The sequence below is a fragment of the Microbacterium sp. B19(2022) genome (assembly GCF_012030385.1).
GTDB classification, from domain to species: domain Bacteria; phylum Actinomycetota; class Actinomycetes; order Actinomycetales; family Microbacteriaceae; genus Microbacterium; species Microbacterium oxydans_B.
Map to the genome: position 1 here is coordinate 231308 of NZ_JAAUVO010000002.1, position 15058 is coordinate 246365.

General features: G+C 71.2%; 9 protein-coding genes. All 9 read left to right on the forward strand.

Translation table 11 applies throughout. From position 1 onward, the window contains the following. Nucleotides 1-32 precede the first annotated feature (32 nt). The 9 genes from HCX50_RS02790 to HCX50_RS02830 are packed head-to-tail and all read left to right on the forward strand — an operon-like array spanning nucleotide 33 to nucleotide 14997. A complete protein-coding gene (locus tag HCX50_RS02790) occupies nucleotides 33-1004 on the forward strand; it encodes an AAA family ATPase (RefSeq protein ID WP_091032360.1) in 972 nt (323 codons plus the stop codon). Beyond that, a complete protein-coding gene (locus tag HCX50_RS02795; RefSeq protein WP_167632933.1) occupies nucleotides 1004-2266 on the forward strand; it encodes a DUF58 domain-containing protein in 1263 nt (420 codons plus the stop codon). The genes HCX50_RS02790 and HCX50_RS02795 overlap by 1 nt, the downstream gene beginning before the upstream one ends. Then, the gene (locus HCX50_RS02800; protein ID WP_091032356.1) at nucleotides 2263-4659 is read left to right on the forward strand and encodes a transglutaminase-like domain-containing protein; all 2397 of its coding nucleotides are present in this window, start codon (nucleotides 2263-2265) and stop codon (nucleotides 4657-4659) included. Before HCX50_RS02795 ends, HCX50_RS02800 begins: the two co-directional genes overlap by 4 nt. After that, complete coding sequence (locus HCX50_RS20005; RefSeq protein ID WP_167632934.1) at nucleotides 4656-5969, forward strand: RDD family protein; 1314 nt, start codon at nucleotides 4656-4658, stop codon at nucleotides 5967-5969. The genes HCX50_RS02800 and HCX50_RS20005 overlap by 4 nt, the downstream gene beginning before the upstream one ends. After that, entirely contained in the window at nucleotides 5966-6778 is an 813-nt protein-coding gene (locus HCX50_RS02810; RefSeq protein ID WP_029261272.1) for a PP2C family protein-serine/threonine phosphatase, read from the forward strand. Before HCX50_RS20005 ends, HCX50_RS02810 begins: the two co-directional genes overlap by 4 nt. After that, complete coding sequence (locus HCX50_RS02815; RefSeq protein WP_091032350.1) at nucleotides 6778-8127, forward strand: FHA domain-containing protein; 1350 nt, start codon at nucleotides 6778-6780, stop codon at nucleotides 8125-8127. The genes HCX50_RS02810 and HCX50_RS02815 overlap by 1 nt, the downstream gene beginning before the upstream one ends. Beyond that, nucleotides 8124-9803: a serine/threonine-protein kinase gene (locus tag HCX50_RS02820; protein ID WP_091032348.1), complete on the forward strand. Its 1680-nt coding sequence runs from the start codon at nucleotides 8124-8126 to the stop codon at nucleotides 9801-9803. Before HCX50_RS02815 ends, HCX50_RS02820 begins: the two co-directional genes overlap by 4 nt. Next, entirely contained in the window at nucleotides 9800-10525 is a 726-nt protein-coding gene (locus HCX50_RS02825; RefSeq protein ID WP_167381566.1) for a hypothetical protein, read from the forward strand. The genes HCX50_RS02820 and HCX50_RS02825 overlap by 4 nt, the downstream gene beginning before the upstream one ends. Further along, nucleotides 10522-14997: an FtsK/SpoIIIE domain-containing protein gene (locus tag HCX50_RS02830; RefSeq protein ID WP_167632935.1), complete on the forward strand. Its 4476-nt coding sequence runs from the start codon at nucleotides 10522-10524 to the stop codon at nucleotides 14995-14997. Before HCX50_RS02825 ends, HCX50_RS02830 begins: the two co-directional genes overlap by 4 nt. The last annotated feature ends 61 nt before the right edge of the window (nucleotides 14998-15058 follow it).

Sequence of the window (15058 nt, forward strand, 5' to 3'; positions counted from 1 at the left end):
CGATTTCCCCTACGACAAGGAACCCCACACTCATGACAATGACCCCCGAGCAGGCCGCCTGGTTCCAGGGCACCTTCCAGCGACTGGTCGAGAACATCGACAAGGCGGTGCAGGGCAAGAAGGAGATCGTCGGTCTCGTGATGGCGTCGATGCTCGCCGAGGGCCACGTGCTCCTCGAGGATGCGCCCGGCACCGGCAAGACGAGCCTCGCCAAGGCGCTCGCGGCGACCGTGCAGGGCACCAGCGCGCGCATCCAGTTCACGCCAGACCTGCTGCCGTCGGACGTCACGGGTGTGACGATCTACGACCAGCAGTCGCACCGGTTCGAGTTCCACAAGGGACCGATCTTCGCGTCGATCGTGCTGGCCGACGAGATCAACCGTGCCTCGCCGAAGACGCAGTCGGCGCTGCTCGAGGTCATGGAGGAGTCGCGGGTCACGGTCGACGGCGTCACGCACGAGGCCGGTCGCCCGTTCCTCGTCATCGCCACGCAGAACCCGATCGAGCAGGCGGGAACGTACAAGCTCCCCGAGGCCCAGCTCGACCGCTTCCTGATCAAGACGTCGATCGGGTACCCCGACCTCGCGGTCACGGAGAGCATCCTCGCCGGAGCATCCGACCGCAACCCGTCGGCCGGCCTCTCGGCGATCATCACCACAAGCGCCGTCGCCGACATGGCCGACCTCGCTGCGACCGTGCACGTCGAGCCGGCCGTGCTGCGCTACGTGGCGGAGCTTGCCGAGGCCACCCGTGAGGACGGCGCGATCCGCCTGGGCGTGTCGGTGCGTGGTGCGATCGCGATGATCCGCATCGCCAAGGTGTGGGCCGCGGCGCAGGGCCGGCACTTCGTGCTGCCCGACGACATCAAGGCCCTCGCGCGGCCGGTGTGGCAGCACCGTCTGCTGCTCGACGCCGAGGCGGAGTTCGCCGGCACGAGCAGCGACACCGTCATCGCCCGCGTGCTCGACGGCGTTGCGGCACCCCAGGCCCGAGCAGCGGCCTGATGACCGCGGAGGCTCTTCAGGCGGCGCCGCCGCAGACGGAACGCGACGCCGGATGGCGTGACATCGCGGCCGTCATCGGCGCGCGCGTGCTGACGCGCCTCCGGAAGATCACCGCGGCGATCCGCCCGCTGGCCTGGGTGCTGATGGCCATCGCCGTCGGCTTCTGGGTGATCGGGCAGATCGCCGGCTGGTCGGAGTTCACGATCGCCGCGGTCGTGATCGCGATCGCCGTGGGCGTGTGCGCGCTGTTCCTGATCGGCCGCACCGCCTACGACGTCTCGCTCGACCTCGCCCGCACCCGCGTGGTCGTGGGGGAGCGCGCGGTCGGCGCCCTCACCCTGGCCAACCGCGGCAGCAGGGCCATCCTGCCCTCGCGCGTCGTGCTCCCCGTCGGCTCCGGCCGCGGCGAGTTCGGCATCCAGCGGCTCGCACCGGGGGAGGAGGCGGAGGAGCTCTTCGCCATCCCCACCCAGCGGCGCGGCGTGGTCAAGGTCGGCCCGGTGAGCGTCGTCCGCGGCGACCCGCTCGGTCTCTTCGAGCGCGCGCACCGCCGTGACGATCCGGTCGACCTGTTCGTGCACCCGCGCACCGTGCTGTTCGACGGCCAGTCGCTCGGCTACCTGCGCGACCTCGAGGGGCTTCCGGCCGCCGACCTCTCCCGCGATGACGTCTCCTTCCACGCGCTCCTGGAGTACCAGCCCGGCGACGATCTGCGCCACGTGCACTGGAAGTCCACCGCCCGGACGGGCACGATGATGGTCCGTCAGTACGAGGAGACCCGTCGCTCGCACTTCGTGATCGGTCTGTCCCGCTCCCTCAACGACTACGCCACGGCCGACGACTTCGAGCTCGGCATCTCGGCCGCGGGCTCGATCGGCCTTCGCGCCCTCCGCGACTCGCAGCGCGTCGACGTGCGCGTGCAGGGCCGTGAGCTGCCCGCCGGCACCGGCAAGCAGCTGCTCGACTCCCTCGCCGCCGTCGAGAACAGCAAGGCGAAGGAGGGTGGCATCGCCGACCTCGCCGGCATCGTCTCGGCGACCATGCCGCTCGCCAGCGTGGTCGTGCTCGTGTGCGGCTCCCGCGTGCCCTCCGACGACCTCCGCCTCGCCTGCTCGCGCCTGCCCTTCGGCGCCAAGGTGCTCGCCATCGTGACCGACACGACCGCGACCGCACCGACGCTGCGGCGCATCGGCGAGGCCGACGTCGTCACGGTCGGTGCCCTCGAACAGGTCCCCCTCGCTCTGCAGAAGGTGCTCGCATGACCGCGCCCGCCACCGCGTCCGCCACGTTGGCCCCTCGTCGTTGGATCCTCGACCTCGGGGCGACCGCGCTCCTGGTCGTGACGTCGATGGTCGGATTCTGGCCGACCTTCGCCGGGCCCTCCTTCCTCCCCGCCGTCATCGGCGGCATCCTGCTCGGCCTCGCGATCGCGGCCGTCGCGACGTGGCGTCGCTGGGGCATCCTGATCATCGCGGGACTCACCGTCGCCGCGTACTTCGTGTTCGGCGCGGCGCTCGCGCTGCCGCAGACCGCGATCCTCGGATTCATCCCCACCCTCGAGACGCTGCAGAAACTGGCGTTGGGCACGGTCACCGCGTGGAAGCAGATGCTCACCACGGTCGCTCCCGTGGCAGCGGCCGACGGGCACCTGATCGTCCCGTTCCTGCTGGCGCTCGTGGTGACCACGCTGACCGCCTCGCTCGCACTGCGTCTGTCGCAGGTCGCGTGGGCGCTGCTGCCGGCCGGCGTGCTGCTCATGCTCGTGATCGCGCTCGGCACCCCCGAGCCGGCCTTCCCCCTCGTGCAGGGGCTCGTGTTCGCCGTGGTGAGCATGTCCTGGCTGGCACTGCGTCAGCTCTGGGCGCCGCAGAACATGGCCGTCTCGGTGAGCGAGGTCGACCCGTCCCGCGCGGCGCACATGCGCACCCGACGTCTGCTGGCCGGAGTCGCCGTGCTGGCCGTCGCGGGTGGGGCGGGCGTGGCCACGGCCGCGGTCGCGACCCCCGCACAACCGCGCCACGTGTTCCGCGACGTCATCATCCCGCCGTTCGACATCCGCGATTACCCGAGCCCGCTGCAGGCCTTCCGCAAGAACGTGCGCGATGAGGCCGAGGAGACGCTCTTCACCGTGCAGGGTCTGCCCAAGGGCGCCCGCATCCGCACGGCCGTGATGGACCAGTTCGACGGCATGGTCTACAACGTCACCGACGGCGGTCCGACATCGTCGAGCGCGTTCGCTCCGCTGCGGTCGAACATGGCGCCGGAGGCAGAGGGTGTGCCCGTCACGCTGAAGTTCGCGATCGACGAGTACCGCGGTGTCTGGATGCCGACGGCCGGAGAGCTGTCGGAGATCCGGTTCGACGGCGACCGCGCCGAGGACCTGCGCCGCGGCACCTTCGTCAACACGGTGACCGGAACGGCCGTGGCCACCCCGAAGCTGAACGCGGGCGACGAGTACGCGGTCGACGCGGTGATGCCGAGCGAGCCCGACGACGAGCAGCTGGCCGAGGTGGCGTTCGGCAAGGTGTCGATGCCGAAGCCCAGCAACGTGCCGGAAGAGCTGACCTCGCTGGCCGCCGAGACCGTGGCGGGTGCCGAGACGCCGATCGAGCAGGTGCGGGCGCTCGAGACCTTCCTCTCCGAGGGCGGCTTCTTCAGCCACGGCCTCGAAGGAGAGGTGCTGTCGCGTGCCGGCCACACCGCCGAGCGCATCTCGACGCTCGTCGGCGCCGACCAGATGATCGGCGACGATGAGCAGTACGCCGTGGCGATGGCGCTGCTGGCCGGACAGCTCGACATCCCCGCCCGCGTCGTCATGGGGTACTACCCCGACGACGAGCAGGCGGGAGAAGCGGTCTTCACCGCCACCGGCGACAACGTGCACGCGTGGGTCGAGGTCAACTTCGAGGGCGTCGGATGGATGACGTTCAACCCGACGCCGCCCGAGGACCAGGTCCCGAACGACCAGAACACCAAGCCCCGCGTCGACCCGAAGCCGCAGGTGCTGCAGCCGCCGCCCCCGCCGCAGGAGCCGGTCGACCTGCCGCCGACGCTGCCCGACGACCGCGAGTCGGAGGATGAGAGCCTGAACCTCGCCGGCATCATCGGCGCGATCCTGCTGATCGGCGGGATCTCGCTCGCGGTGATCGCCGTGCTCGCCTCGCCGTTCATCGTGATCGGCGCCTGGAAGGCCGCGAAGCGCCGTTCCCGTCGCGCCGCTGCCCGCACCTCCGACCGCATCAGCGGCGGCTGGGACGAGCTGACCGACCGCGCCGTCGACTACGGCGCGCGTCTGGCCCCCGGCGGCACCCGCATCGAAGAGGCCGCCGTCGTGGCGTCTTCCCTGACTGTCCCGCAGGTCACCGCGCTGGCCGAACGCGCCGACGCCGAGGTGTTCGGTCCCGCCGAGCCGAGCCCGCAGGACGTGGAGTCGTTCTGGCACGAGGTCGATGAGATCGTCGGCGGACTCGGCAAGGAGGCCGGCTTCTGGAAGCGCGTCAAGGCGCGACTGAGCGTGCGGTCCCTGGTCGGCGGTACCGCGGTCTCGAACGGCCTGCAGAATCTGAAGGAAGCGGCCGCCGCGCGCGTGCGCCGCGAACCTGGCACCATCAAGAACAGCACGACGACTTCGTCCTCCGAGAGTGAGACCCCATGACGCAGCCAGCGCTCGATCAGATCGCGCCGATCTCCCGTCGCGCGGTCGCCTACGTCATCGACGCCCTGATCGCCGGCGGACTCGGCCTCCTTCTCGGCGGTGGCCTGCTGCTCGCCTCGATGCTCTCGGGCGGACTCGAGGCCTCGATCACCGTGCTGCTCATCGGCGGCCCCGTCGTGAGCCTGGTGCTGCTCGCCTGGTTCATCGTGTACACCGTCATGCAGGCGGGAAAGGGCTCGATCGGGATGCGGGCGAAGGGGCTGCGCCTGGTCTCCGCCGCCGACGGAGAGCCCCTCGGGTTCGGACGCACGCTGCTCCGCAACATCATCTTCGGCCTCGCCGGAGCCATCGTCGTCGGATACTTCAGCCCGCTGTTCGACGGCTCGGGCCGCTTCCAGGGATGGCATGACAAGGTCGCGTCGTCGCTGATGCTCGATGCCACGGTGCCGGCACCGGTACCCGTCGTCGAGGAGGCACCGGTGCCCGAGGCGCCACCGCTCCTGCCGGCACCGTCGTTCGAGCGCCTTCCTCCGGCTCCGATGCCGGGATTCGCTCCGGCGGTGCATCCCGCACCGGCACCCGCGCAGGCCCCGGAGCCGACCCCGCCCGCTGCTCCGGCGCCGGTCGCCCGGAGCTACACGGCCCCGGTGCAGGACTCCGGCATGATCGCCTATGTCCCCGGTGTCACTCAGCCGCCATCACCCGCGAAGGTTCCTGCGCCGGCAGCCCCGGTCGCTCCGGCAGCTCCTGCCGTCGCGAGCGCTGCGCCCGCACCGGTCGCTGCTGCGCCCGCACCGCCGGCGCCCGTCGCCGCCCCTCCGATTCCCCCCGCACCCGCGGCACCGCCCGTGCCGCCCGCGCCGGTGACGCAGGCAGCACCGCCGGCACCGCCTGTCCTTCCGACCGCACCCGCCGCCGCAGCACCGACTGCCTCCGCACCCGTGACGGCCGACGACGACCTCGAAGAGACCCGCATCAGCATCCCGGGTCACCGGCTGGTGTTCACGTGGGACGACGGGACGCGCATCCCCGTCTCGCGTCGCACGGTGTTCGGGCGCAACCCCGCTCCGGAAGAGGGCGTCGTGGTCGTGCCCGTGCGTGACGAGACTCTCTCGCTGTCGAAGACGCATTTCGAGGCCGCGGCCGAGACCTCGGGCGGCTGGATCCTCGACCGTCACTCCACCAACGGGCTGACCCTCGTGCGCGAGGGCCAGCGCATCTCCTGCCCCGCAGGCCAGCGCGTGCCGATCAAGCTCGGCGACGTGATCGAGATCGGCGACCGCGTCGTCATGGTCGGAGGATACGCATGACCCGTCCGCTCATCGTCGCCACGGGCGCCGCGACCCATTCGGGCCTGCGCCGCCCGCTCAACGAGGACTCGTACATGGCGAGCCCGCCGCTGTTCCTCGTCGCCGACGGCATGGGCGGGCACGAGGCGGGCGAGCGCGCGAGCGCGACCGTCATCGACGAGTTCGCGCGCTACATCGGCCGGGTCGACCTCGAGCTGGAGGATCTGCTCGAGGCGCTGGCCCGGGCCCGGTCGGCCGTCGAGGCCCTGTCCACCGACGGCAGCGGCCGGGCGGGCACCACGCTGAGCGGCGTCGTCGTCGCCTCGGTCGAGGGGATGGGCTACTGGCTCACCGTGAACATCGGCGACTCGCGCACCTACCGCCTCGCCGACGGCGAGCTCGAGCAGATCAGCGTCGACCACTCGGTCGTGCAGGAACTCATCGAATCGGGTGAGCTCACCGCCGCGGAGGCGGCCACGGATCGTCGCCGCAACATCATCACGCGGGCGATCGGCGCCAGCAGCACCGGCGACGCCGACTACTGGCTGTTCCCGGCGGAACTCGGCGATCGGATGCTCATCTGCTCCGACGGTCTGACCACCGAGGTCTCCGACGAGCGGATCACGCAGATCCTGGCCGCCGAGCCCGACCCGCAGCGGGCGGCCGACATTCTGGTCGACGAGGCCGTGCAGGCGGGCGGTCGCGACAACATCACCGTGGTCATCGTCGATGCCGTGTCGGTGGCGGCGCGCCGGGGGGCGCTGCTCCAAGCCGACGACGTCGACGCCGACACGCGTCCACGAGAAGCCGCAGCAGGAGGGGTTCGCTGATGCAGACGATCTACCGACCGGGACAGTGGTACCTGATCGTGATTCCGGGCGCCCTGGTGGCGCTGCCACCCGACGCGACGGGTGAGACGGTCGCCGCGCTGTGGGATCGGCTGCCGCGCGAGCGGAGCCTCGCCACGGTCATCGACGTGCTCACGACGCAGGCGGGCGGTTCGTTCGCCGACATGCCGCCGTTCGTCGCGGCCGTGCTGGAGGGCACCGACGCCAGGGTGGCCGTGCGCGGCTCGCTCGCCGTGCGGGTCACCGGCGCGGATGCCGAGGCGCAGACGTTCTCCGGCGCCGACGTCACCACGTGGAGCGAGCGCTTCGTTCCGGGGGTCTCGAAGGTGGAGATCACGGTCGACGAGGGCGGCTCCGGATCCGCGCTTCCCGTGCAGAGCGGCATCGTCCTCGCGGCAGCCGTGAGCGCCGACATCGAGCCGGCTGACGCCGAGGCGATCTCGGTCGCCGCGGGCCCCGCGCCCGTGCTCGATCCGGCGTCCGCACCGGCGTCCGTGCCCTCCGTCGTCCCTGCACCTCCGGCTCCGGTGGCCGGCACCTCGGTGCCGCTGCCGCCGCCTCCCGGGGTCGGGGCCGTGCCCGCGGTATCGGTGCCGACGCCCGACGCCGCATCCGATCTGCCCACTGTGCCCCCGAGCGCCGACGACGAGACACCGGATGCCGACTCCGATGCCGATTCCGAAGCCGCGGCAGAGGTCGCCGACGCCGACATGATCGAGTCGACGCTGGTGCCGGGGGAGTCGACGTTCGCTCCGCCCGTCGACGAGTTCGACCACCTCTGGGGCGCGACCGTGCACACGCCGATCGAGGCCGCCGCGGTCCGCCCGAGCGAGGAGCCGGAGACGCCCGCCGTCGACGCCGGCCCCGCGACCGGCGATCACGACGGGGCGACGATCTCGGCCGAAGAACTCCGCAGTCTGCGGCAGAGCGCCCCCGCGGCGCCCGAGGCTCCGACGGAGGTCATCCCGGTGGCCGCTGCGGCCCCGGCATCCACGGGGCGCATCCGGGTGTCGTCGGGACAGGTCGTGGCCCTCGACCGGACGGTCATCATCGGACGCCGACCGCGCTCCACCCGCGCGAGCGGGGCGAACCTGCCGCATCTGATCGCGGTGGACAGCCCGCAGCAGGACATCTCGCGCAGTCACCTCGAGATCCGTCCGGAGGGTGACACGGTCGTGGTCATCGATCTGCACACCACGAACGGCTCGACGCTGCTGCGTCCCGGCGCCGACCCCATGCGCCTGCACCCCGGTGAGCAGACTCTCGTCCTGTCCGGGGATGTGGTGGACCTCGGCGACGGGGTGACCGTCGCGTTCGAGGACCTGCCGTGAACCGACGCCCCTCGCCGCCGCCCGCGCTGCCCGGGTTCACCTATGTGGAGCCGCTGGGCACGGGTGGCTTCGCCGACGTGTTCCTGTACGAGCAGGAGATGCCGCGACGTCGCGTCGCGGTGAAGGTGCTGCTCGCCGACCGCATCTCCAGCGGTGCGGCGCAGGAGTTCGCCGACGAGGCGAACGTCATGGCGATGCTGTCGACGCATCCGGCGATCGTCACGATCTACCAGGCGGGCGTCGCCGGCGACGGCCGTCCGTACCTGGTGATGGAGTACTGCCCGCGGCCGAACCTGCAGATCCGCTCCCGCAAGGAGCCGTTCTCGGTGGCCGAGGCGCTGCGGGTCGGCATCCAGGTGGCCGGAGCGGTCGAGACCGCCCACCGTGCCGGGGTGCTGCACCGCGACATCAAGCCGGCGAACATCCTCGTCACCGAGTACAACCGTCCGGCGCTGACCGACTTCGGGATCGCGTCGACGACCGGTGCGACGGGCGAGTCCTCCGGGATGTCGATCCCGTGGTCGCCGCCGGAGTCGTTCGCCGAGCCGCCGCAGAGCGGTCCTCGTACCGACGTCTGGGCGCTCGGTGCCACGCTGTACACGCTGCTGGCCGGGCGCTCCCCGTTCGAGCGGCCGGGTGAGCGCAACTCCAGCGCCGACCTGATCGAGCGCATCGAACGCGCCGCCCTGCCGAATCTGGCCCGCCCCGATTCGCCCGACAGCCTGCAGCGCCTGCTCGACCGCGCGATGGCGAAGAACCCCGACGACCGCTTCCCGAGCGCCGTCGCCTTCGCCCGCGCGCTGCAGAAGGTGCAGATCGAGCTCTCGCACTCGGTGACGCCGATCGACATCGTCGACGATCACCCGCCGGCGGAGGATCTGGAAGATGACGGCGACGGTCTCACCCGTGTACGGGAGATCGTCAGCATCGATCCGGGGATGCAGAGCGCGACGCGCCCGTCGGCGATGACGCAGCCGAAGGGGCCGTCGGTCGTGGTGCCCGACGCTCCGCGCTTCGAGATGCCGCCGCGTCCCGAGCCGGCCGTCGAGCAGACGCAGCGTCGCCGGGAGGCGGAGCGAACCGCGCCGGGTGCGACTCCGCCGCCGACCGCCCCTGTGATGCCCGATCGTGATGACCGCACCATCGTGCGGCCGCCGCAGGTCGTGCAGCCGCAGGCGCCGGTCACGGCGCCCCGGATCGAGCCGGCGCCCGCCGCCGCACCCGCCCCGGTCGCCGAGGCGGCCGACCACCCGCAGCGCAGCCGCAGGGGACTGTGGATCACTCTGGCCGCCGTGGCAGCCGTCGTCGTGGTCGTCGGCGGGATCTTCGGCCTGAACGCCCTGGTCGCGAACCTCGGCACCGAGCCCCAGCCCGAGGCCACCGCACAGGAGGTCGACCCGCAGGACCCGGTGTCCGACGCCGTGCCCAAGGTCACCGAGCTCACCGGCACGCGGCAGGGCGACCAGGTGACCTTCACGTGGACGAACCCCGATCCGGTCGAGGACGACAGCTTCATCTGGTCCGAGACGGGTGGTGCGGCAGACGGCGCCGTCCGGCAGGCGCCCGACGAGACGGTCACGTTCACCCCCGCGTCGACGGGCGAGGTGTGCATCGAGGTGATGCTGCGTCGCGGCGACGGACGCGCCTCCGAACCCGCCACGGGGTGCGTCGGATGACCGCGCCCGCGGCAGTCACCGTCGAGTTCGCGGGGGAGTACTTCCCGATCGAACCGGGGAGCCGCTTCATCGTCGGGCGTGAGGGAGACCTCGAACTCGACGATAACCTCTTCCTGCACCGCCACTTCCTCGAGATCAGCGACGGCGAGGGGCTCTGGTGGCTCGCGAACGTCGGTACGCGTCTCACCGCGACCGTGACCGATTCGGCGGGCGGCGTGCAGGCGTGGCTCGCCCCCGGCGCGCGGCTGCCCCTGGTGTTCGAGACCACGACGATCGTGTTCAGCGCCGGTCCCACCACGTACGAGCTGGTGCTGCATGCCGCCGAGCCGACGTTCCGCGCCACCAAGCGCGAGCACGACGACGGCGGAGCCTCGACCATCGGCGACGTGCCGCTGACGCTGAGTCAGAAGCTGCTGATCCTCGCACTGGCCGAGCCGCAGCTGCGCCGCGACGGCACCGGCATGAGCGAGATCCCGTCGTCGGCCAAGGCTGCGGAACGGCTCGGCTGGACGGTCACCCGCTTCAACCGCAAGCTCGACAACGTATGCGACAAGTTCGACCGCATCGGCGTGCCGGGCATGCGCGGTGGTCAGCGCAGCTTCGCGACCAACCGGCGCGCGCGCCTGGTCGAGCACGTCATCGCCTCACGGCTGGTGAGCAAAGACGACCTCCCGCTGCTGGATGCCCCGCAGCCGAGTGAGACAGAGGGAGAGAACGAGTGAAGGTACGGCTGACCCTGCTCCGCCAGGGCGCGGCATCCAGCGACATCGAGGTCACCGCCGAGAACACGGCGACGATCGGCGAGATCGCCGCGATGATCGTCCGGGCGGATCCGCTCGGATCCTTCGCCACCGCCGACCCGACCGCGGTGACACTCGAGGCGTACAGCTCGGTGGTCGCCGGCTCCGGTGACCTGCTCGCGCCGGAGTCGACCTTCGCGCACGTCGGTCTCGCTCACGGAGCGACCGTCCGTGTGGTCCCCGCTACCTACCAGCAGCGCCCGGTGATCGGTCGCATGGAGGTCGGCACGGGGCCGGGAGCGCGGTCGATCGCGCTCACCCGCGGCACGATCGTGCTCGGCCGCGACGACTCCTGCGATGTCGTGATCGACGACCCGCTGGTGTCCAAGCGGCACGCGCGGCTCGAGATCGGCGATCGCGTCGAGATGATCGACCTGAACTCCGCCAACGGCATCCTGATCGATGGGGCCTCTGTCGTGCGTCTGGTCGCCGCCGAGGGCGAGCTCGCCGTCGTGATCGGCGACACCCCGATCACGGTCAAGGTCGAGGCCGATGCCGCTGCGCCCTCGCCGGCCGTCGCCTCGATCCGCCAGGTCGAGTTCGTGCGATCGCCGCGCGTCGAGGAACGGTACCTGGGCGAAGAACTCGACGGCACGGATCTGCCGGTCCCCGCGCGCAAGCAGCCGTTCCCGATGCTCGCACTGGTCGCGCCGGTGCTCATGGGTGGTGCGATGTTCGCCTTCACCCAGAGCCCCATGTCGCTGATGTTCGTGGCCCTGTCGCCGCTGCTCATGATCGGCACCTGGGTCACGACGAGGAACCAGAACAAGCAGGAGCTCGAAGAGGACAAGAAGCGGTTCGAGGAGCAGCTGGAGCGTCTGGACGCCCGACTGCAGAGCGAGCGCGAACGCGAGATCGACGTGCGTCGCCGCGAGGTTCCGCTGCTGCGCGAGGTCAGCGACGCCGCGCTCGCGGCCGGACCCACCATCTGGACGCGTCGTGCCGAGCACTGGTCGTTCCTGCACGTGCGGCTCGGCATCGGCGACACCGGCTCCCGCAGCTCCGTGAAGGATTCCAACGGCCGGGATCGTGCGATCCCCGAGTACGTGGAGAAGCTCGACGCGGTGATCGATTCCACCAGGATCGTGCCGCAGGTGCCGATCCTCGAAGACCTCAAAGACGTCGGCGCGCTCGGCATCGCCGGCCTCGGCGGCCGTTCCACGGGCTACGCCAGAGCGCTCCTCGCCCAGATCGCCGGCCTGCACGCGCCCGGCGACGTCGGCGTCGTCGGTCTCTGGGGTCCGCGTTGGGGTGCGCAGCTCGCCGACGCGAAGTGGCTGCCGCACGCCTGGTCGGCACAGGCCGTTCTCGGCGTGCAGCCGATCGGCGACGGCCCATCGTCGGCCGGGCAGATCGTCGCCCGTCTCGAAGAGCTCATCGACAACCGCTCCAGCCGTGGCGGCGAAGCCGTGGAGCTCGGTGCGCTGCAGGCCGAGAAGGCCGCGACGAACAGCGGCTCGAAGGTCGGCGAGGACTCCTCGCGCAACCGCAACGACTCGGTGCCGAAGCCGGCGATCGTCGTGCTCATCGCCCCGGATGCGCCGATCGACCGCGGACGCCTCATCCAGCTCTCCGAGCGCGCCGCCATGCGCGGGATCTTCCCGGTGTGGCTCACGGAGGACGCGGCTGCCCTCCCGGCATCCTGCCGCACGTTCGTGGAGCTCGGTCAGACCGACAGCGCGCACTTCGTGCGACTCGGCGAGACGGTCGAGAACCTCGCCATCGACGAGCTCACGCGCGAGCAGTTCTCCGTCTTCGCCCGCGCCCTGGCCCGCCTGACCGACGCCGGCGAGGTCGCCCTCGACCGCAGCGACGTGCCGCGGACCATCTCGATGCTGCACCTGCTGGGGCGCGACATGGCCACTCAGCCCGAGAGCGTCGTCGACCGCTGGACCCAGAACGACTCGCTCCATTCCCGGCGCAAGTCGGGGTCGGCGCGGCGCTACCAGCCGAAGCTGCGCGCCCTGGTCGGCGCCGGCGCGGAGGGCGCGCTGCAGCTCGATCTGCGTCAGCAGGGACCGCACGCCCTCGTGGGTGGCACGACGGGGTCCGGCAAGAGCGAGTTCCTGCAGGCGTGGGTGCTCGGCATGGCGACCGAGTACAGCCCGGAGCGCCTGACGTTCCTGTTCGTCGACTACAAGGGCGGCTCGGCGTTCGCCGACTGCACGAGCCTGCCGCACTGCGTCGGCATCGTGACCGACCTGAACGAGCACCTCGTGCGCCGCGTGCTGGTGAGCCTCCGGGCCGAACTGCACTACCGCGAGCACCTGTTCAACCGCAAGAAGGCCAAGGACATCCTCGAGCTCGAGCGCGCCGGAGACCCGCAGGCCCCGCCCGCGCTGGTGCTCGTGATCGACGAGTTCGCCGCCCTCGCCAAGGAGGTGCCGGAGTTCGTCGACGGCGTCATCGACATCGCCCAGCGAGGTCGTTCGCTGGGCATCCACCTGATCATGGCCACGCAGCGTCCGGCCGGCGTCATCAAGGACAACCTGCGGGCGAACACGAACCTCCGTGTCGCCCTGCGCATGGCCGACGAGACCGACAGCAACGACGTCATCGGCACGAAGGACGCCTCGCTGTTCGATCCGGGCACACCGGGTCGAGGCATCGCGAAGACCGGCCCGGGGCGCATGACCCTGTTCCAGTCCGCCTACGCCGGTGGCTGGAGCCTCGGCGAGAGCGACGGCGTCGATGTGGCGATCGCCTCGTTCGGCACCACCGACCAGGGACCGTGGGAGCTGCCCATCGACGAGAACGCGGTCGTGGTCGATGAGGATCTCGGTCCGAACGACCAGCAGCGCCTCGTCAGCACGATGGTGCTCGCCGCTCAAGCAGCACAGGTCGAGAAGCCGCGTCGGCCGTGGCTCGACGAGCTGGCACCGACGTTCGACCAGCTCAAGCTGCCGCAGCGTACGGACGCTGCCCTGCTGCTCGGCGTGGTCGACCAGCCGGAGCGCCAGGAGCAGGTGCCGTTCCACTTCCTGCCCGACACCGAGGGTCACATGGTGATCTACGGCACCAGCGGCGCGGGCAAGAGCGCCGCGCTGCGCACCCTCGCGGTGTCGGCCGGCATCACCCCGCGCGGCGGCCCCGTGCACGTCTACGGGCTCGACTTCGGCTCCGGCGCGCTGCGGATGCTGGAGCCGCTGCCGCACGTGGGCTCGGTCATCTCGGGCGATGACGCCGAGCGCGTGGCCCGGCTGTTCGCGACCCTGCGCAGCGAGCTCGACCGTCGGGGCGACGCCTACTCCGCGGTGGGCGCGGCGACCCTGACCGAGTACCGCGCGCTGTCCGGCAAGTCCGACGAGCCGCGCATCGTGGTGCTCATCGACGGCTTCGCCGCGTTCCGCAACGACTACGAGGCCGTGATCGGCCGCTCCGACACCTACAACGCCCTGCAGGAGGTGCTCTCCGACGGGCGAGCGGTCGGCATCCACGTGGTGCTGTCGGCTGACCGGTTCCAGAGCATCCCCAGCGCGCTGAACGCGATGATCCAGCGCCGCGTGGTGCTGCGCATGTCCGACACCGACGCGTACAACATCCTCAACGTCCCCAAGGACGTCCTGAACCCGGAGTCGGTACCCGGACGCGCGATCGTCGGCGAGAACGAGGCGCAGATCGCGATCGTCGGGGGCACGCGCAGCATGAAGGAGCAGTCCCTCGCGATCGAGCGGATGGCGGCATCCATGTCGCGCCGTGGCGTTCCAGATGCTCCGCCGGTGCGGGCGCTCCCGCTGAGCTACCGCATCGACGAGGTCCCCGCTCTTCTCGGCGACCAGCTGGTCGTCGGGCTCTCCGACGCCGACCTCGGTCCGTTCGGGATCGAGCCGACCGGCACGTTCGTGATCGCCGGTCCTCCCGCGAGTGGGAAGAGCAATGCCCTCGCTGCGATCACCCAGCAGATGCTGCGGGCGCGGCCGGGCACACCGACGCTGTACCTCGGGTCGTCGCGCTCGCCGGTGAAGAACGCGGTGGCGTGGACGGCTTCGGCGGCCGACGGCATCAGCGGCACGGCGGCGGTGGCCGAGATCGTCGAGAAGGCCGAAGCGGGTCTCAAGCCCGTCGTGGCCGTCGAGGGCGTGGCGGAGTTCGCCTCGTCGCTGCTGGAGATGCCGCTGTCCGACCTGGTCAAGAGGGCCGGCCGCGGCGAGCTGCTGCTGCTGTTCACGGGCGACACGAGCGAGTGGACGAGCAACTTCGGTCTGCTCGGCGAGATCAAGCAGTCGCGCCGCGGGGTGGTGCTCCAGCCCGAGACGATCGACGGCGAACTCGTGCTCAAGGCGCCGCTGCCGCGGATCGGTCGGGGCGAGTTCCCGGTGGGTCGTGCGGTGCTCGCGCAGCGCGGAAAGGTGGTGCGTGTGCAGTTCCCGCTCGTCATCCCCGAGACCGTCTGAGCGCACATCCGAGACCGATGGGGACTTCTCCCCATTTGCAGACCAGGACCGCTTCGTTAGT

Excerpts from the sequence above, each read along its gene's own strand:
- HCX50_RS02790 (WP_091032360.1), top strand. The coding sequence starts at position 33 with ATGACAATGACCCCCGAGCAGGCCGCCTGGTTCCAGGGCACCTTCCAG.
- HCX50_RS02795 (WP_167632933.1), top strand. The coding sequence starts at position 1,004 with ATGACCGCGGAGGCTCTTCAGGCGGCGCCGCCGCAGACGGAACGCGAC.
- HCX50_RS02800 (WP_091032356.1), top strand. The coding sequence starts at position 2,263 with ATGACCGCGCCCGCCACCGCGTCCGCCACGTTGGCCCCTCGTCGTTGG.
- HCX50_RS20005 (WP_167632934.1), top strand. The coding sequence starts at position 4,656 with ATGACGCAGCCAGCGCTCGATCAGATCGCGCCGATCTCCCGTCGCGCG.
- HCX50_RS02810 (WP_029261272.1), top strand. The coding sequence starts at position 5,966 with ATGACCCGTCCGCTCATCGTCGCCACGGGCGCCGCGACCCATTCGGGC.
- HCX50_RS02815 (WP_091032350.1), top strand. The coding sequence starts at position 6,778 with ATGCAGACGATCTACCGACCGGGACAGTGGTACCTGATCGTGATTCCG.
- HCX50_RS02825 (WP_167381566.1), top strand. The coding sequence starts at position 9,800 with ATGACCGCGCCCGCGGCAGTCACCGTCGAGTTCGCGGGGGAGTACTTC.